This is a genomic window from Streptomyces sp. NPDC002232 (assembly GCF_042890295.1).
Taxonomy (GTDB): domain Bacteria; phylum Actinomycetota; class Actinomycetes; order Streptomycetales; family Streptomycetaceae; genus Streptomyces.
The window spans coordinates 1,072,303-1,089,578 of the sequence record NZ_JBIARV010000002.1 but is presented as its reverse complement, the minus strand read 5'-3'; the positions used below and the strand labels follow the sequence as shown (position 1 = coordinate 1,089,578).

General features: G+C 72.9%; 14 protein-coding genes. 5 read left to right on the top strand and 9 right to left on the bottom strand.

The window, feature by feature from the left end:
• Positions 1-112 precede the first annotated feature (112 nt).
• Together ACFYXU_RS11645 and ACFYXU_RS11640 are read right to left on the bottom strand one after the other, a co-directional pair.
• The gene (locus ACFYXU_RS11645) at positions 113-1,276 is read right to left on the bottom strand and encodes a helix-turn-helix domain-containing protein (protein WP_376508053.1); all 1,164 of its coding nucleotides are present in this window, start codon (positions 1,274-1,276) and stop codon (positions 113-115) included.
• Between the two features lie 595 nt (positions 1,277-1,871).
• On the bottom strand, positions 1,872-2,231 hold the full coding sequence (locus tag ACFYXU_RS11640; protein WP_376508054.1) for a hypothetical protein: 360 nt from the start codon (positions 2,229-2,231) through the stop codon (positions 1,872-1,874).
• 342 nt (positions 2,232-2,573) lie between these two features.
• Here ACFYXU_RS11640 and ACFYXU_RS11635 point away from each other — a divergent pair, with 342 nt between their 5' ends.
• Complete coding sequence (locus tag ACFYXU_RS11635; RefSeq protein ID WP_376508055.1) at positions 2,574-3,095, top strand: universal stress protein; 522 nt, start codon at positions 2,574-2,576, stop codon at positions 3,093-3,095.
• 174 nt (positions 3,096-3,269) lie between these two features.
• Positions 3,270-3,836, top strand: a complete 567-nt coding sequence (locus tag ACFYXU_RS11630) for a GPR1/FUN34/YaaH family transporter (protein WP_329850958.1) — start codon at positions 3,270-3,272, stop codon at positions 3,834-3,836.
• Positions 3,837-3,990: 154 nt separating this feature from the next.
• Here the strand turns inward: ACFYXU_RS11630 and glmS are convergent, their stop codons facing one another.
• Both glmS and ACFYXU_RS11620 read right to left on the bottom strand, forming a co-directional pair.
• Positions 3,991-5,808: a glutamine--fructose-6-phosphate transaminase (isomerizing) gene (glmS, locus tag ACFYXU_RS11625; RefSeq protein WP_376508056.1), complete on the bottom strand. Its 1,818-nt coding sequence runs from the start codon at positions 5,806-5,808 to the stop codon at positions 3,991-3,993.
• Positions 5,809-5,845: 37 nt separating this feature from the next.
• Positions 5,846-6,121 carry a hypothetical protein gene (locus ACFYXU_RS11620; RefSeq protein ID WP_329850954.1) on the bottom strand — a complete coding sequence of 92 codons (276 nt, stop codon included), beginning with the start codon at positions 6,119-6,121 and terminating at the stop codon, positions 5,846-5,848.
• A 193-nt stretch (positions 6,122-6,314) separates the two neighbouring features.
• On the opposite strand from ACFYXU_RS11620, the gene ACFYXU_RS11615 reads away from it, so the two are divergent.
• The gene (locus ACFYXU_RS11615; RefSeq protein ID WP_389457449.1) at positions 6,315-7,955 is read left to right on the top strand and encodes a beta-N-acetylhexosaminidase; all 1,641 of its coding nucleotides are present in this window, start codon (positions 6,315-6,317) and stop codon (positions 7,953-7,955) included.
• A 64-nt stretch (positions 7,956-8,019) separates the two neighbouring features.
• Here ACFYXU_RS11615 and ACFYXU_RS11610 read toward each other — a convergent pair whose 3' ends face one another.
• The 5 genes from ACFYXU_RS11610 to ACFYXU_RS11590 all read right to left on the bottom strand — a co-directional run bounded on the left by ACFYXU_RS11610 (position 8,020) and on the right by ACFYXU_RS11590 (position 15,716).
• Positions 8,020-9,789, bottom strand: coding sequence for an IucA/IucC family protein (locus ACFYXU_RS11610; protein ID WP_389457447.1), 1,770 nt, complete (start codon positions 9,787-9,789; stop codon positions 8,020-8,022).
• 200 nt (positions 9,790-9,989) lie between these two features.
• On the bottom strand, positions 9,990-11,150 hold the full coding sequence (locus ACFYXU_RS11605) for an acyl-CoA dehydrogenase family protein (RefSeq protein WP_329850949.1): 1,161 nt from the start codon (positions 11,148-11,150) through the stop codon (positions 9,990-9,992).
• A gap of 8 nt (positions 11,151-11,158) precedes the next feature.
• The gene (locus ACFYXU_RS11600; RefSeq protein WP_389457445.1) at positions 11,159-12,094 is read right to left on the bottom strand and encodes a hydroxymethylglutaryl-CoA lyase; all 936 of its coding nucleotides are present in this window, start codon (positions 12,092-12,094) and stop codon (positions 11,159-11,161) included.
• Positions 12,091-14,085 carry a biotin carboxylase N-terminal domain-containing protein gene (locus ACFYXU_RS11595; protein WP_389457443.1) on the bottom strand — a complete coding sequence of 665 codons (1,995 nt, stop codon included), beginning with the start codon at positions 14,083-14,085 and terminating at the stop codon, positions 12,091-12,093. Before ACFYXU_RS11595 ends, ACFYXU_RS11600 begins: the two co-directional genes overlap by 4 nt.
• Before the next feature lie 23 nt (positions 14,086-14,108).
• A complete protein-coding gene (locus ACFYXU_RS11590; RefSeq protein WP_376508061.1) occupies positions 14,109-15,716 on the bottom strand; it encodes a carboxyl transferase domain-containing protein in 1,608 nt (535 codons plus the stop codon).
• A gap of 87 nt (positions 15,717-15,803) precedes the next feature.
• Between ACFYXU_RS11590 and ACFYXU_RS11585 the strand changes: the two genes are divergently transcribed.
• Both ACFYXU_RS11585 and ACFYXU_RS11580 read left to right on the top strand, forming a co-directional pair.
• Entirely contained in the window at positions 15,804-16,436 is a 633-nt protein-coding gene (locus ACFYXU_RS11585; RefSeq protein ID WP_376508062.1) for a TetR/AcrR family transcriptional regulator, read from the top strand.
• 63 nt (positions 16,437-16,499) lie between these two features.
• Positions 16,500-17,273 (top strand): phosphatase, encoded by a 774-nt coding sequence (locus ACFYXU_RS11580; RefSeq protein WP_329850944.1) that lies wholly within the window; start codon positions 16,500-16,502, stop codon positions 17,271-17,273.
• Positions 17,274-17,276 lie beyond the last annotated feature (3 nt).

Sequence of the window (17,276 nt, the reverse complement as noted above, 5' to 3'; positions counted from 1 at the left end):
GGCTCCCGGTCTCGGACGGGGGCGCCTCCTCGGCGCGGCGAAGGGCCCCCGGGGGAGGTGTCCCCGGGGGCCCTTCGTTCCTGCGTCGCGCCGCTTGTGGCGGCGGCGGTCCTTACGGCGCGGTGCGCTGGCCCGGCAGGGCCGGGCGGCCCGGCGCGTACGCGTCCGACTGCGGCTTGCCCGGCTCCGGCGGCCTGCGGAGCCCCGCGGGGCCCTGCGCCGGAACCGCGGCCGTTTCGAGCACGGCCGTGCCCGTCTCGCCCTGCGGACGCCGGGCACGGTACGCCGCCCGGTAGGCGGCCGGCGAGGAGCCCAGCTGCCGCCGGAAGTGGCCGCGCAGCGCCACCGGGGACCGGAAGCCGCAGCGGCCCGCGACCTCGTCGACCGAGTAGTCGGAGGTCTCGAGCAGCCGCTGCGCCTGTAGCACCCGCTGGGTGATCAGCCACTGGAGCGGGGCGGAGCCCGTCAGCGAGCGGAACCGGCGGTCGAAGGTCCGCCGTGACATGTAGGCGCGCGCGGCGAGCGTCTCCACGTCGAACTGCTCGTGGAGGTGCTCCAGCGCCCAGGCGACGACCTCGGCCAGCGGGTCGGCGCCGATCTCCTCGGGTAAAGACCTGTCGAGGTAGCGCTCCTGACCGCCGCTGCGCCGCGGCGGGACGACCAGCCGGCGCGCCAGCGCGCCCGCGGCCTCCGTGCCGTGGTCGGTCCGCACGATGTGCAGACACAGATCGATTCCGGCCGCGGTGCCGGCGGAGGTCAGCACGTCCCCGTCGTCGACGAAGAGCTCCCGGGGGTCCACGTGGACCGACGGGTAGCGCTTGGCGAGCGTCGGCGCGTACATCCAGTGCGTCGTCGCCGGGCGGCCGTCGAGCAGTCCGGCCGCGGCCAGGACGAACGCCCCGGTGCACAGCCCGACGATCCTGGCCCCCTCCTCGTGTGCGCGGCGCAGCGCGTCGAGCGCCTCCGGTGGCGGCGGCGAGGTGATCGACCGCCAGGCCGGGACGACGACGGTGCCCGCCCGGCCGATGGCCTCCAGGCCGTACGGCGCGGTGAGTTCGAGCCCACCGGTGGTCCGCAGCGGGCCCTCCTCGCCGGCGCAGACGAGCAGCCGGTAGCGGGGCACTCCGGCGTCCTGCCGGTCGATGCCGAACACGGAGAGCGGGATGGAGCTCTCGAAGATGGGGCCGCCGCTGAACAGCAGCACCGCGACGACTTCGCGACGGCGGCGCCCGGACAGCTTCCGTGCGACCTCCGGTGCGGCGGAGTCCTGGCTCATGACGCTAAGCCCCCCTCGGTGTTCGCGTCTCCCTGGTCGTGTCGCTCCTGCACGTTTCCCCTCGGTTTTGCACGAGACCCCAGTCTTCGGTACCCATGATCGAATCTACTGTGTCCCGTGGCGCCGGCGTGACAAGTTCTCCATCCGGTGGATTGTCGACAAGGCAACTTGGCGTGAAGCGATCGATCGCGAAGTCGCGCGCCCGGAGCCCCCCGGGGAGGGGCGCGGCGTGACGAACGTCCCCGTACGCGGGGGGTGCGGGCCCCTGGAACAGGGCTTCCGAGGCCTCCGGCGCCGGGGTTGGCCAACCGTTCCGCCAAGGACGCGCCGATGGCCGGAAGTTGGCTGAAAACGTATGGGGTCGGGTGTGCGAACCTGTCAACTCGAAGAGGGGCGGGGCGACCCGACGCCCCCTTCGCGACTAGGGCGTGTCGTCACACTCCCGTCTGCCCCGCGACGCCTGGCACGCGCTCTCGCCGCACCGGGCGAAAGCCGAGTACGTCCAGTACGCGTGCTTCCACCCGGCGCACCGAGAGCACGCACCAGACGCCGCGGGGCCGCCCTCCGGGCGACGACGGGAGTGTGACGACACGCCCTAGTTCCGGCGCCGCGGCCGGACCGCCTCCGCGCGCAGCCCGCGCTCCGAGCGGCGCAGCAGCAGCCGGCAGGCCGCCGTCACGGAGACGAGTCCCAGCGCGGTCCCGGCGGCCCCGCCGAGCGAGGCGCCGTAGGCGACGAGCACCACGGGGACCAGCACGCAGCAGAAGGCCGCCCAGCGGACGACGTCGCCGGCCTCGTCCGCCGCGTCCGCGCCCGCCGCCGTCCCCGGCTCCGGGGCCGCGCCGGCGGCCGGGGGCGGGGGGAGCGCGGGGGTCCGGCGACGGCCGCGGGGCGCGCCGAGGGAGGGGACGGAGACGGTGGGGGTCGGGCCGGCGGCGGGCGGTCGTGCGGGCACGGGCGGTCTCCCTGCGTTGGTGGGCCGGACCTGTGGGGAACGAGGAACGGAACGTTCCGGTCACTCTCGGCGACGTCCGTTTGGCCCCCGTACGGACGCCTGTAGGGCACATCCGGCATTGCCAGATCCCGAATCCCTCGTGCATGCTCCCTGGAACGCCGTGCGCGAGCGGCGGGCACGCCGGGTGTGGCACGGCGGGCTCTGGGCAGGAGAGGAGTGTCGCCGTACCCTTGGGGGTATGGGCTTGGGAAGATGATTCCCGGACACAGCTCCGCCGCCACCCGTCGTTCGTCCCCCCTTTCCCCGTCCCTTCCCACGAGGACCCTCTTCGCCGAGACACCGATGGCCGGTCACGAATTCCCCGAACCCGCGGACCGCAAGCGCGTCGCCGACTCCACGGTCGACCCCCTCGCGGTCGAACAGCCACGTCATGCCTGCGACCCGGCCTTCCGGCACGGGGTGGTCGTCGGCTTCGACGGCTCCATGTCCAGTGAGCGCGCCCTCGCGTACGCCATCGGCATGGCCCGCCGCTCCGCATCGGGCCTGATCATCGTGCACGTCGCCAACCGGCTGCCCACCACGGTGTGGGCCGGCTGCGAGCCCCCGGTCTTCGTCGACGTGCCCGACCACCGCACCGAGGTCCTCGGTCTGGAGCTGGCCTGCGCCGAGCACCTCGCCGAGGTGCCGTGGATCCTGGTGGAGCGCGGCGGGGACATCTGCCACGAGCTGGAGGAGGTCGGCCGGGAGTACTCGGCCGACGCGATCGTGGTCGGCTCCACGCACGGGATCGTCGGCCGGATCTTCGGCTCGGTCGCCGGCCGCCTCGCGCGCCGCGCCCAGCGGCCCGTGATCGTCATCCCGTAACGCCCCCGGGCGCACCCCTCTTCCGTGCGCCCCGTCAGGTCTCCGGCCCAACTGCCGTCATTCGGCCATAAATTCGGCCTTCCTCAGGTGATTTGTGCGCTTGTGAAGGGTACATAAAGGTCACCGGAACAAGCAGCTCACGCAGGACAACTGCACACCTGAAGGGAGCCCGCCGTGGACAACGAGGTCGCCGCGGGAAACACCACCTCCACGCTCGGACACCTGGCACTCGGACTGACCCTGCTGGCCTTCGGCCTGGGCGGAACCGGTGTCATCGACAACGTCGCGGCAGCGGATGCCGCGGGTCTCGCCACCTGGGTCGGCGGCGTGACGCTCTTCCTCGTCGGACTGCTCGCCCTGCGCGCGGGCGACCGGGGCGAGGGCACGGCGTACGCGGCGCTCGGCGCCTTCTGGTTCACCTGGGGCAGCGGCGCCGGCGGGCACGCCTCGGCCGAGGCCATGGGGCTCTTCCTGCTCCTGTGGGCGCTCCTCGCGCTCACCCTGACCGTGGCGGCCGCGGGCAGCGGACTCTTCGGTCAGGGCGTGTACGGGCTGCTGTTCGTCGCGCTGGTGCTGCTCGGCATCGGCGCCCTCGCCGACAACGGCGGGCTCGCCGAGGCGGGCGGCTGGGTGGCCGCCGTCGCGGGCCTCGCCGCCTGGTACGGCGCCACGGCCGCGGTCGCCGGCTGGCCGACGGCGGTGCGCCGCTCGGCGGGCGGCAGCGCGCCGGCCGCGGGCTGATCCACCCGGAAAGACGGCGGTCCCCGTGCACGGGAGGTGTGCACGGGGACCGCCATGTGTCCGGCCGAGGTTCCGGGGGACAGGCCCGGAGGAGCGCGGCGCCCGGGGGACAGGCCCGGACGCGCGCCTCGGCCGCGACGGCTGGGGGTGGGGCCTACTCGACGGTGACGGACTTCGCCAGGTTGCGCGGCTTGTCGATGTCACGGCCCATGGCGAGCGCCGTGTGGTAGGCGAGGAGCTGGAGCGGGATGCCCATGAGGATCGGGTCCAGCTCGTCCTCGTTCTTCGGGACGACGATGGTGTGGTCGGCCTTCGCCTGCGGCTGGTGCGCGACGGCGAGGATGCGGCCGCTGCGGGCCTTGATCTCCTCCAGGGCGGCGCGGTTCTTCTCCAGCAGGTCGTCGTCGGGGACGATAGCGACGGTCGGCAGGGCCGGCTCGATGAGGGCGAGCGGGCCGTGCTTCAGCTCGGAGGCCGGGTACGCCTCGGCGTGGATGTAGGAGATCTCCTTCAGCTTGAGGGAGGCCTCCAGGGCGACCGGGTAGCCGCGCACACGGCCGATGAACATCATCGACTGGGCGCCGGCGTACTCCGCGGCGATCTTCTTGATCTCGTCCTCGGTCTCCAGGATCTCCTGGATCTGCGCGGGCAGCTTGCGCAGGCCCTCGATGATCCGCTTGCCGTCGGTGACGGACAGGTCGCGGATGCGGCCCAGGTGCAGGGCGAGCAGCGCGAAGGCGGTGACCGTGTTGGTGAAGCACTTGGTGGAGACGACGCAGACCTCGGGGCCGGCGTGGACGTACACGCCGCCGTCGGCCTCGCGGGCGATGGCCGAGCCGACGACGTTGACGACGCCGAGGACGCGGGCGCCCTTCCGCTTGAGCTCCTGGACGGCGGCGAGCACGTCGTAGGTCTCACCGGACTGGGAGACGGCGATGTAGAGGGTGTCGGGGTCCACGACCGGGTTGCGGTAGCGGAACTCCGAGGCCGGCTCGGCGTCGGCGGGGATCCGGGCCATCGACTCGATGAGCCCGGCGCCGATCAGACCGGCGTGGTACGAGGTGCCGCAGCCGAGGATCTTGATGCGGCGGATGGTGCGGGCCTCGCGCGGGTCCAGGTTCAGGCCGCCCAGGTGCACGGTGGAGAAGCGGTCGTCGATCCGGCCGCGCAGCACGCGGTCGACCGCGTCGGGCTGCTCGGAGATCTCCTTGTGCATGAACGTGTCGTGGCCGCCCATGTCGTAGGAGGCGGCCTCCCACTCGACGGTCTCGGGGGTGGCGGTGGTGGTCGCGCCCGAGGTCGTGTAGGTGCGGAAGTCGTCGGCCTTGAGCGTGGCCATCTCGCCGTCGTCGAGGGTGACGACCTGGCGGGTGTGGGCGATCAGGGCGGCGACGTCGGAGGCGACGAGCATCTCCTTCTCGCCGATGCCGAGGATGACCGGCGAGCCGTTGCGGGCCACCACGATGCGGTCGTTGAAGTCGGCGTGCATCACGGCGATGCCGTAGGTGCCCTCGATGACCTTGAGCGCCTCGCGGACCTTCTCCTCCAGCGTCTCGGCCTGGGAGCGGGCGACGAGGTGGGTGATGACCTCGGTGTCCGTCTCGGAGGCGAAGACGACGCCGTCGGCCTCCAGCTTGGCGCGGAGCTCCTGGGCGTTGTCCACGATGCCGTTGTGGACGACCGCGACCTTGTTCTCGGGGTCGAGGTGCGGGTGCGAGTTGATGTCGCTCGGGGCGCCGTGCGTGGCCCAGCGGGTGTGGGCGATGCCGGTGGTGCCGGTGAAGCGCTTGGGGACCTTGGCCTCCAGGTCGCGGACACGGCCCTTGGCCTTCACCATCTTCAGGCCGGCGGCCTTCGGGCTGGTGATGACCATGCCGGCCGAGTCGTAGCCGCGGTACTCCAGGCGGGCCAGGCCCTCCAGGAGCAGCGGAGCCACGTCGCGCTTACCGATGTAACCGACAATTCCGCACATAAAGGTGTAACCCCTCCAGGTTGGTGATGACTGCCGCTCAGCCGTAGACGATGCGGCGCAGCTGCCGGAGCGAGAGCTCCGGCGGTGCCACCGCCCGGTGCGGCAGCTCCGCCGCGATCCGTTCGAAGATCTCGGCGTTCACGGCGCCGCCGGACTGCAACTCGCGGTGGCGGCGGCGGACGAACGCCTCGGTCGACTCGTCGAAGTACGCCAGCACGTCGAGCACCACCCGGGCGGCCTCACCGCGCTGGAGCGCGGTGCTGCGGACCAGGTGGTCGATGAGGTCGTCGTGCGACGGGCGGCGTTCGAGCACCCGTGCATACTGCGGGGTCATCCGCGCCCACCGCAAGAATCCTGCCCGATTTCGGGCAGGGCGGCCATGATCGACACGATGAAACGGCCACTTGGTCCAGACCTTGACCCCGAGGAGGGGGAGCGGTACGCAGGGTGGTCGAGGGGATATACAGAACGACGGACGTGTCGATCACCCGAAGGGGACCCCGCCTGTGAGACAGCGTCGAACGATTCCGCGCCTGATCGGATCCCTGCTCCTGTTCGCGACCGCCGGAGTCGGCTGCGGCGAGGCCGCCGCCGACGGCGACGGCGTCGACTCCAAAGCGCCCGGCAGGGCCGCGGCCGAACCCGAGGTCCGCCCGCTCGGCCGGATCGTGCCCGTACCCGCCTCCGTCGCCCCCGGCGGCGAGCCCTACACCCTCACCGCCGCCACCCGCATCGGCATCGACGAGGACTCCGTGGAGTCCCGGGCCATCGGCCGCTACCTCGCCGGACTCCTCCGCCCCGCCACCGGCTTCCCGCTGCCCGTCGTCGACGACGCGGCCGCCGGGCGCGGCATCCGCCTCCGCCTCGACCCCGGCGAGACCGGCCTCGGCGGCGAGGGCTACCGCCTCAGCTCCGGCCCCGGGGGCCTCACCCTCACCGCCCGCGCACCCGCCGGCCTCTTCCGCGGCGTCCAGACCCTGCGCCAGCAGCTGCCCGCCGCCGTCGAGCGCAAGAGCGTCCAGCCCGGACCCTGGAAGATCGCCGGCGGCACCGTCGTCGACACCCCCCGCTACGCCTACCGGGGCGCCATGCTCGACGTCGCCCGCCACTTCTTCACCGTCGACGAGGTGAAGCGGTACATCGACCAGCTCGCCCTCTACAAGGTCAACACCCTCCACCTGCACCTCTCCGACGACCAGGGCTGGCGCATCGCCATCGACTCCTGGCCCCGGCTCACCACCCACGGCGGCTCCACCGAGGTCGGCGCCGGCCCCGGCGGCTTCTACACCAAGGCGCAGTACCGGGAGATCGTCGAGTACGCGGCCTCCCGCTACCAGGAGGTGATCCCCGAGATCGATATGCCCGGCCACACCAACGCCGCGCTCGCCTCCTACGCCGACCTGACCTGCGACGGCGTCGCCCCGCCCCTCTACACCGGCACCAAGGTCGGCTTCAGCTCCCTGTGCGTGCCCAAGCCCGTCACCTACGACTTCGTCGACGACGTCGTACGGGAGATCGCCGCCCTCACCCCCGGCCGCTACCTCCACATCGGCGGCGACGAGGCCCACTCCACCAGCCACGCGGACTACGTGACCTTCATGGACAAGGTGCAGCCGGTCGTCGCCCGGTACGGCAAGACCGTCGTCGGCTGGCACCAGCTCACCGGCGCCACCCCCGCGAAGGGCGCCCTCGTCCAGTACTGGGGCCTCGACCGCACCCCCGCCGCGGAGAAGGAGCGGGTCGCGGCCGCCGCCCGCAACGGCACCGGCCTGATCCTCTCGCCCGCCGACCGCACCTACCTCGACATGAAGTACACGAAGGACACCCCGCTCGGCCTGGCCTGGGCCGGATACGTCGAGGTGCGCCGCTCCTACGACTGGAACCCGGCCACCTACCTCCCCGGCGCCCCGGAGAGCGCCGTCAAGGGCGTCGAGGCCCCGCTGTGGACCGAGACGCTCGCCTCCACCGGCGACCTCGACGTCATGGCCTTCCCGCGCCTGCCGGGCGTGGCGGAGCTGGGCTGGTCCCCGCAGTCGACCCACGACTGGGACGCGTACAAGGTCCGCCTCGCCGAACAGGCCCCGCGCTTCGACGCGCTGGGCATCAGCTGGTACCGCTCGCCCGAGGTGCCCTGGCCCGCGGCCTAGAAGGCGCGCCGAGGCCCCGGCCGGAGCAGCCGCCCCGGCCGGGGCACTCGGCCGTCCCGTGAGGTCAGGCGAACCGGGCGATCGGGTTCACCAGCTCGCCGACCAGCTGGGTCGCCGCCGACGGGTCCGCCAGGTCGACCATCTGCCGGTTGTCGCGGAGCTGGAGGCGGTTCAGCGCCGACAGGGCGAAGGTCTCCGCGAAGAGGTCGTAGCGCGCGAAGCGGTCCGACAGCTCCGGTCTCGCCTCCTGGTAGCCCCGCACGCACGCCGCCACCGTCCGCCAGAAGTCGTCCTCCGCCAGCACGCCCTCCGCCGCCAGGGTCGCGCCCAGGAAGCGGAAGAAGCAGTCGAAGACGTCCGTGAGGACCGGGAGGAGCCTGCGGTCCTCCGGGACCTCGGCGCGGACGCGCTCCACCTCCGGCGGCAGGACCGCCGACGGATCCAGCACACAGATCTCCTCGGCGATGTCCTTGAAGACCACCCGGTCGACCGCGCCCCGCCCGTCCAGGACCAGGACCACGTTCTCCCCGTGCGGCATGTAGACCAGGCCGTAGGCGTAGAAGCAGTGCAGGACCGGGAGGAGGTACGCGTCCAGGTAGCGGCGCAGCCACACCCCCGGCTCCAGGCCCGACGCCCCGACCAGCGCGCCCGCGAAGGACGCGCCCGCGTGGTCCACGTGGAGCAGCGAGGCCATCGTCGCCAGGCGCTCGCCCTCGGCGAGGCCCGGCACCGGGGACTCGCGCCAGAGCGCGGCCAGCATCCTGCGGTAGGGGGAGTAGCGGTCGGTGGCGGCCTCGTACTCCAGGTGCCGGTAGCCGACCGCCGCCCGCTCGCGGACGATCGAGAAACGGGCCGCCTTCAGGGTCCGGTCCGCCTCGACCAGGCCGTGCAGCCAGTCGTTGATCGCCGGGGTCGCCTCCGCGTACGCGGCCGAAAGGCCCCGCACGAAGCCCATGTTGAGGATCGAAAGGGCCGTCTTGACGTAGTGCTTCGCCGGATCCGAGGTGTTGAAGAGGGTACGGATCGACTGCTGCGCCAGATAGGTGTCGTCGCCCTCGCCCAGATACACCAGGCGTTGCTGCGCCACCTCGGCGGCGAAGGCCACGGACAGCTTGTTCCACCACTGCCAGGGGTGGGCCGGCACGAGGAGGTAGTCGGCCGGGTCCAGGCCCCGCGCGGCGAGGGCCGCGGCGAAGGCGCCGACCGTCGCCTCCCCCAGCTCCGCCCGGACGAAGCTCTCGTACTCGATGCCCGCGCCCGCCGTGAAGGTGGCCCGGTCCCGGTGCGCGGCCAGCCAGACGAGCCGGATCCCGCTCGCCGCCTCGGGCGCGTACGCCCGGTAGGCGTCGACGCCGAAGCCCAGCCGTCCGTTGTTGGCGACGAAGCAGGGGTGGCCCTCGGTCATCCCGGTCTCGATCTCCTGGAAACCGGCGCGGGCCAGCTCGGCGGAGGTGACGGGCGGCTTGGACGCCTTGTAGGCCGCACCGGCCAGGGTGGAGGAGATCTCCTCCAGGTAGACCGGCAGGACCTCGTCGCTCAGGCCGAGGGCGCCGCGCAGCTCGACGATGAACCGGAGCGCGTCCAGCGGGAGCTGCTCGCCGTCCCGGTGGCGGCTGATCGAGTCCGGGTAGACCTGCCAGTGGTCGAGCGCGAAGCGGTCCGCGGTGAAGCGGTACTCGGTGCCGCCGTCGTCGCTGAGGACCTGGTAGCGGCTGTCGCCCAGCTCCTGGGGCGCGAGCAGCCGCTCGTGGGCGAACTCGGCGAGGCCCTTGCGGATCAGGGCGCGGTTCGCGGCGGCCCAGCGCTCGGGGGTGAGGTGTGCGACGGGGTTCATGGCGCGGCTCCGACGGCGGTCTCGAACAGGGCGCGGGTGCGGACGGCTCGGCGGGGCCCTCTTCTCCGGCGGGTGGATCCCGCCTTCGGGCGCGGGGCCGACGGCCCCGTCGAGCGCGTGCACCTCATCAAACCGCACCGGGACACGGCGGAGCCCGCCGCCCCGGAGGACGACGGGCTCGATCCGTCACATCGACCGGATCAGGCCGGGAGGCCCAACTCCCGCGCGATCAGCATCCGCTGGACCTCGCTGGTGCCCTCGCCGATCTCCAGGATCTTCGAGTCGCGCCACATCCGGGCCACCGGGTACTCGTTCATGAAGCCGTAGCCGCCGTGGATCTGGGTCGCCTCGCGGGCGTTGTCCACCGCCACCGTGGAGGAGTACAGCTTGGCGATCGCCGCCTCCTTCTTGAACGGCTCGCCCAGGACGAGACGGGAGGCCGCGTCCCGCCACCCGATCCGGGCCATGTGCGCCTTCGTCTCCATGTCGGCGATCTTGAACTGGACGGCCTGGTAGGTGCTGATCGGCGAGCCGAAGGCGTGACGTTCCTGCGCGTACTTCACCGACTCGTCCACACAGCCCTGCGCGAGGCCCGTCGCGAGCGCCGCGATCGCGACCCGGCCCTCGTCCAGGATCCGCAGGAACTGCGCGTACCCCCGGCCCTCCTCGCCGAGCAGGTTCCCCACCGGGACGCGGACGTCGGCGAAGGAGAGCTCACGCGTGTCCGAGGCGTTCCAGCCGACCTTCGAGTACGGCGCCGCGACCGTGAAGCCCGGAGTGCCGGACGGCACGATGATCGAGGAGATCAGCGGACGCCCGTCGGGCTTGCGGCCGGTGACCGCCGTGACCGTCACCAGACCCGTGATGTCCGTACCGGAGTTCGTGATGAAGCACTTCGAGCCGTTGATGACCCACTCGTCGCCGTCCCGGACGGCGGTCGTACGGGTGCCGCCGGCGTCACTGCCCGCCCCCGGCTCGGTCAGACCGAAGGCCCCCAGCACCTCGCCGGCGCACAGCCGCGGCAGCCACTCCCGCTTCTGCTCCTCCGTACCGAACCGGAAGACCGGCATCGCGCCCAGCGAGACGCCCGCCTCCAGGGTGATGGCCACCGAGGAGTCGACCCGGGCCAGCTCCTCCAGGGCGATCCCGAGCGCCAGGTAGTCGCCGCCCATGCCGCCGTACTCCTCGGGGAACGGCAGCCCGAACAGGCCCATGCGGCCCATCTCGCGGACGATCTCGTACGGGAACTCGTGCCGCTCGTACAGGTCGCCGATCTTCGGCGCCACGACGTCGTGGGCGAACGCCTCGACGGTACGGCGGAGTTCCTCGTGCTCTGCGGAGAGCCGGTGGTCGAGGGACATGGTTTTCGTCACTCCTTGTGGGAGAGGGCGCGGACGGTACGGGAGGGGCTGGGCCGGCCCAGCTGTTCGGCCATCCACACGCTCGTGGCGGTGAGGGCGGCCAGATCGACCCCGGTCTCGATGCCGAGGCCGTCGAGCATCCACACGAGGTCCTCGGTGGCGAGATTGCCCGTCGCGCTCTTCGCGTACGGGCAGCCGCCGAGGCCGCCGGCGGAGGCGTCGACGGTGGTCACCCCGAGGCGCAGCGCCGCCAGGGTGTTGGACAGGGCCTGTCCGTAGGTGTCGTGGAAGTGCACGGCGAGACGGGAGACGGGGACGCCGCCCTCGCCCAGGGCCGTCAGCAGCGCCTGGACGTGCCCCGGGGTCGCCACCCCGATGGTGTCGCCGAGGCTCAGCTCGTCGCAGCCCATGTCGGCGAGGGCCTTCGTGACCCGGACGACCTGCTCGACGGGGACGGTGCCCTCCCAGGGGTCGCCGAAGCACATCGACAGATAGCCGCGCACCCTCAGCCCGGCCTCTATGGCCCGGGTGACGGTCGGCGCGAACATCGCGAGCGCCTCGTCGACGGTCCGGTTCAGATTGGCCTTCGCGAAGGACTCGGTCGCCGAGGCGAACACGGCGACCTCACGGGCCCCGAGGGCGAGCGCCCGGTCGAGACCCCGCTCGTTCGGCACCAGCACCGGGAGCCGGACGGGGAGGCCGCGGACCCGCGGGAACAGCTCCTCCGCGTCGGCGAGCTGCGGCACCCACTTGGGGTGCACGAAGCTCGTCGCCTCGATCGTCGACAGCCCCGCGGCCGCCAGCCGCCGCACGAACTCGGCCTTCACCCCGGTCGGGACGGCCGTCTTCTCGTTCTGCAGCCCGTCCCGCGCGCCGACCTCGTGGATCCGGACCCGGGCGGGCAGCGCCGGGTCGGGGACGGTCATGGGCAGCCCGGTGGTCATGCGTCCTCCTCGTCGCGGGGCTTCACCACGGCCAGGATCTGGTCCATGGCGACCGTGCTGCCGGGCGTGACGTCCAGCTCGGTGACGGTGCCGGCGTGCGGGGCGGAGATGACGTGCTCCATCTTCATCGCCTCGACCACCAGCAGGCTCTGTCCGGCCTCCACCTCGTCCCCGACGGCCACCTTCACGACGGTCACCGTCCCCGGCATGGGCGCCGCGAGCGTGTCGGCCCCGCCGTGCCGGGCCCCGGAGAGGGCGGCCTCGACGGGATCGTGGTCGAGCACGTGCCAGGAGTCCCCGTCCCGCCCGAGCCAGAGCCCCTCGGGGGAGGAGACGACGGTGAAGCGGTGGGTGACGCCGCCGAGGTCGAGGGCGATCTCCCCGGGCCCGCCCCGCTCCGCCAGCCTGCCGGGGACGGCGGGAGCGCCGTCCCGCAGCAGCTCGGCGCTCCCGGCCGTACCGCGCACGCCGACGCGCACCGGCTCGTGGCCGGGCACGCGGAAGTGGTGCGGGGTCCAGGCCGGGGTGCCGCCCAGACGCCAGCCGTCACGGGACCCGAACGGGTCGACCCACCCCCCGGCGGAGCCGGCGGTACGCGGGAAGTGACGCAGCAGCGCCGCCGCCGCGTACACCTCCTCCGGGACCGTCGCGTCGACCAGCGCGTCCGCGTCCCGCTCCACCAGCCCCGTGTCCAGCTCGCCCGAGACGACGTCCGGATGGGCGAGCAGCCTCCGCAGGAAGCCCGCGTTGGTGGGGACGCCCAGCGTGACCAGGCCGCCGAGGGCCGCGCGCAGCTTCCGCAGCGCCGCCGGCCGGTCGGCCGCGTGCACGATGACCTTCGACAGCATCGGGTCGTAGAGGGAGGAGACCTCGCTGCCCTCGACCAGGCCCGAGTCGGTCCGCACCCCGTCGCCGCGCGGCTCGCTCAGCGCGAGGACCGTGCCGCCCGAGGGCAGGAAACCGCGCGCGGGGTCCTCGGCGCAGATGCGGGCCTCGACCGCCCAGCCGTCCAGCCGGACGTCCTCCTGCGCGAACCCCAGCGGCTCTCCCGCGGCGACCCGCAGCTGCCACTCCACCAGGTCGAGTCCCGTGATCAGCTCGGTCACGGGGTGCTCGACCTGGAGCCGGGTGTTCATCTCCATGAAGCAGTACGCGGACGGGTCACCGCCCGGCACGATGAACTCGACCGTGCCCGCGCCGACATAGCCGCAGGACCGGGCGGCCTCCACGGCCGCCGCGCCCATCGCCGCGCGGGTCTCCGCGTCGAGGAGGACGCTCGGCGCCTCCTCGATGATCTTCTGGTGGCGCCGCTGGAGCGAGCACTCGCGCTCGCCGAGGTGCACCACGTTCCCGTGGGTGTCGGCCAAGACCTGGATCTCGATGTGCCGGGGCCGGTCGATCCACCGCTCCACGAGCAGCGTGTCGTCGCCGAAGGACGCCCGCGCCTCCCGGCGGGCCGCCGCGATCTCCTCGTCCAGGACCGACAGGTCCCGCACCAGCCGCATGCCCTTGCCGCCGCCGCCGGCGCTGGGCTTCAGCAGGACGGGCGCGCCCAGCTCACGGGCCGCCTCCGCGAGCTCGGGGTCGGCCGCGCCGGGGACCACGGGCACGCCCGCGGCCTTCACGGTCTCCTTCGCCCGGATCTTGTCGCCCATGAGGGCGATCGCCTCGGCGGAGGGCCCGATGAAGACGAGCCCGGCCTCGGCGCAGGCGCGCGCGAAGCCCGCGTTCTCCGCGAGGAAGCCGTAGCCGGGGTGGACCGCCTGCGCCCCGGTCCGCCGGGCCGCGTCGAGCAGCGCCGGCACGGACAGGTAGGACTCGGCCGCCGGCGGCGGACCGATCCGTACCGCGAGGTCCGCCTCCCGCACGTGCAGGGCGTCGGCGTCCGCGTCGCTGTACACGGCGACCGAGCGCACGCCCAGCTGCCGCAGGGTGCGGATGACGCGGACGGCGATCTCGCCGCGGTTGGCGACGAGCACGGTGTCGAACATGCTCTGCATCTCCTGGGGGCCCCTCACATCCGGAAGACGCCGAACTGGGGGTCACCCAGGGGCGCGTTGGCACAGGCGGTCAGGGCGAGGCCGAGGACCTGCCGGGTCTCCGTCGGGTCGATGACCCCGTCGTCCCAGAGCCGGGCGGTCGCGTAGTAGGCGCTGCCCTGCGTCTCGTACTGCTCGCGGATCGGGGCCTTGAAGGCCTCCTCGTCCTCGGCGCTCCACGCGTCGCCGAGCTGGTCGCGCTTGACCGTCGCGAGGACCGAGGCGGCCTGCTCGCCGCCCATGACCGAGATCTTGGCGTTGGGCCACATCCACAGGAAGCGGGGGGAGTACGCCCGGCCGCACATCGAGTAGTTGCCCGCGCCGTACGAACCGCCGACGACCACGGTGAGCTTGGGCACCCGGGTGGTGGCCACGGCCGTCACCATCTTGGCGCCGTGCTTCGCGATGCCGCCGTGCTCGTACGCCTTGCCGACCATGAAGCCGGTGATGTTCTGGAGGAAGACGAGCGGGATCCCGCGCTGGTCGCACAGCTCGATGAAGTGCGCGCCCTTCTGGGCGGACTCGGCGAACAGGATGCCGTTGTTGGCGACGATGCCGACCGGGTGGCCGTGGATCCGGGCGAATCCGGTGACGAGCGTCTGCCCGTACTCGGACTTGAACTCCTGGAAGCGGGAGCCGTCCACCACCCGGGCGATCACCTCGCGCACGTCGTACGGGGTGCGGGAGTCCACCGGCACCGCGCCGTACAGGCCGTACGGGTCGGCCTTCGGCTCCTCCACCGGCTCGACCGACCAGGGCAGCGGGCCCCGCTCGGGGAGGGTCGCCACGATGTTCCGGACGATCCGCAGGGCGTGCGCGTCGTCCTCGGCGAGGTGGTCGGTGACGCCGGAGATCCGGGAGTGGACCTCGCCGCCGCCGAGCTCCTCGGCCGTGACGACCTCACCGGTGGCCGCCTTCACCAGCGGCGGACCGCCGAGGAAGATCGTGCCCTGGTTCCGCACGATCACGGCCTCGTCGCTCATCGCCGGGACGTACGCGCCGCCGGCCGTGCAGGAGCCCATGACCGCGGCGATCTGCGGGATCCCGGCGCCGGACATCCGGGCCTGGTTGTAGAAGATCCGGCCGAAGTGCTCCCGGTCCGGGAAGACCTCGTCCTGCATCGGCAGGAAGGCGCCACCCGAGTCGACCAGGTAGAGGCAGGGGAGACGATTCTCCAGCGCCACCTCCTGGGCCCGCAGGTGCTTCTTCACGGTCATCGGGTAGTACGTGCCGCCCTTGACGGTCGCGTCGTTGGCGACGATCACGCACTCGCGGCCGCTGACCCGGCCGATGCCCGCGATGACGCCGGCCGCCGGGGCCTGGTCGCCGTACATGCCGTGCGCCGCGAGCGGGGCCAGCTCCAGGAAGGGCGAGCCCGGGTCGAGGAGCGTGTCCACCCGGTCCCGCGGCAGCAGCTTGCCGCGCGCGGTGTGCCGGGCCCTGGACTTCTCACCGCCGCCCAGGGCGGCCGCCGCGAGCTTGGCGCGCAGGGTCGCCGCCAGCTCGTGATGGGCCGCCTCGTTGGCCTGCCAGGCCGCGGACGCGGGATCCGCCGCGCTCGTCAGCACAGGTGCCTGCTGCATCCCTCGAGCTCCCTTGCTCGGTTAATGAGCGTTAACGTATGGCGCCCAGGTTAACGACCGCTAACCGGGTTGTCTAGAATCGAATCCATGACCACCACGCCGGCGACCCCCACGAGCCCCACCACCTCCGCGTCCCCGACGGCCCCGGCGCGGGTCGACGCGCCGACCCGCCGCGAGCAGATCCTCAAGGAGGCCGCCCGCCTCTTCGCCGAGCGCGGCTTCCACGGCGTCGGTGTGGACGAGATAGGGGCCGCCGTCGGCATCAGCGGTCCTGGCCTCTACCGCCACTTCCCGGGGAAGGACGCGATGCTCGCCGAGCTCCTGGTGGGCATCAGCGCACGGCTGCTGTCCGGCGGGCAGCTGCGCGTGGCCGAGGCCGGCGGGGATCCGGACGTCCTCCTCGGGTCCCTCATCGACGGGCACATCGACTTCGCCCTCGACGACCGGCCGCTGATCACCCTCCACGACCGCGAGCTCGACCGGCTCAAGGACGAGGACCGCAAGCGGGTCCGGCAGCTCCAGCGGCAGTACGTCGAGCTCTGGGTCGCTGTCGTGCGCGAGCTGTACCCCGACGCGGGCGAGTCGGAGGCCCGTACCGCCGTCCACGCCGTCTTCGGCCTGCTCAACTCGACCCCGCACCTGGCCGCGCTCGGCCGCCGCCCCATGGAGGACCTGCTGCGGAAGCTGGCGCACGGGGCCTTCGGGGCGCTGGCCGGATAGCCGCGGGGTCCACGGGGCGGAACGGGTTGCCCATCGCCTCCGGCGCTCGGACAGAATGAGCCCATGCCGATACTCAGCCGCCCCGCCCTCGTCGAGCACCTCGTCCGCACCCGGATCGCGGGAGACGTCGCCACCCCGCGCGACAACAACCTCTCCCACTACCGCAAGCTCGCCAACGGAGACCGGCACTACTGGCTCGGCCTCGAGCTCGGTGACCGCTGGACCGACGAGCAGGACGTGCTCGCCGTCATGGCCGAGCGGTGCGGCGTGGTCGACGACCCGGCGCACCGGACCGGGCAGGACACCATCGACCCGGAGCTGACCGTCGACGGCCTCGACCGGATGGCCGCCCGCCTGCGCAAGGCCGCCGCCGGCCGGGAGCGGGTCCTCTTCGCGACCGGGCACCCGGGCGCGCTCATCGACGTCCACAGCCGGATCGCCGCCGCGCTGCGCGCCCAGGGCTGCGACATCGTGAAGATCCCCGGCGGGCTCGTCGCCGACGAGGGGTACGTCGTGCAGTTCGCCGACGTCGCCGTCTTCGAGCGCGGCGCGAGCCTGTGGCACACCCACTCCCCGGAGCCGATGAACGCCATCCTCGACGCGCTCGGCGAGGACGGCCGGCCGGACCTGGTGGTCGCGGACCACGGCTGGGCCGGCCGGGCGGGCCAGCGGGGCGTCGACTCCGTGGGCTACGCCGACTGCAACGACCCCGCGCTGTTCATCGGCGAGGCGGAGGGCACGATGCAGGTCACGATCCCCCTGGACGACCACGTCGTGGACCCGCGCTTCTACGAGCCGATGACGGCGTACACGCTGCACGCGGCGGGCCTGGACTGATCG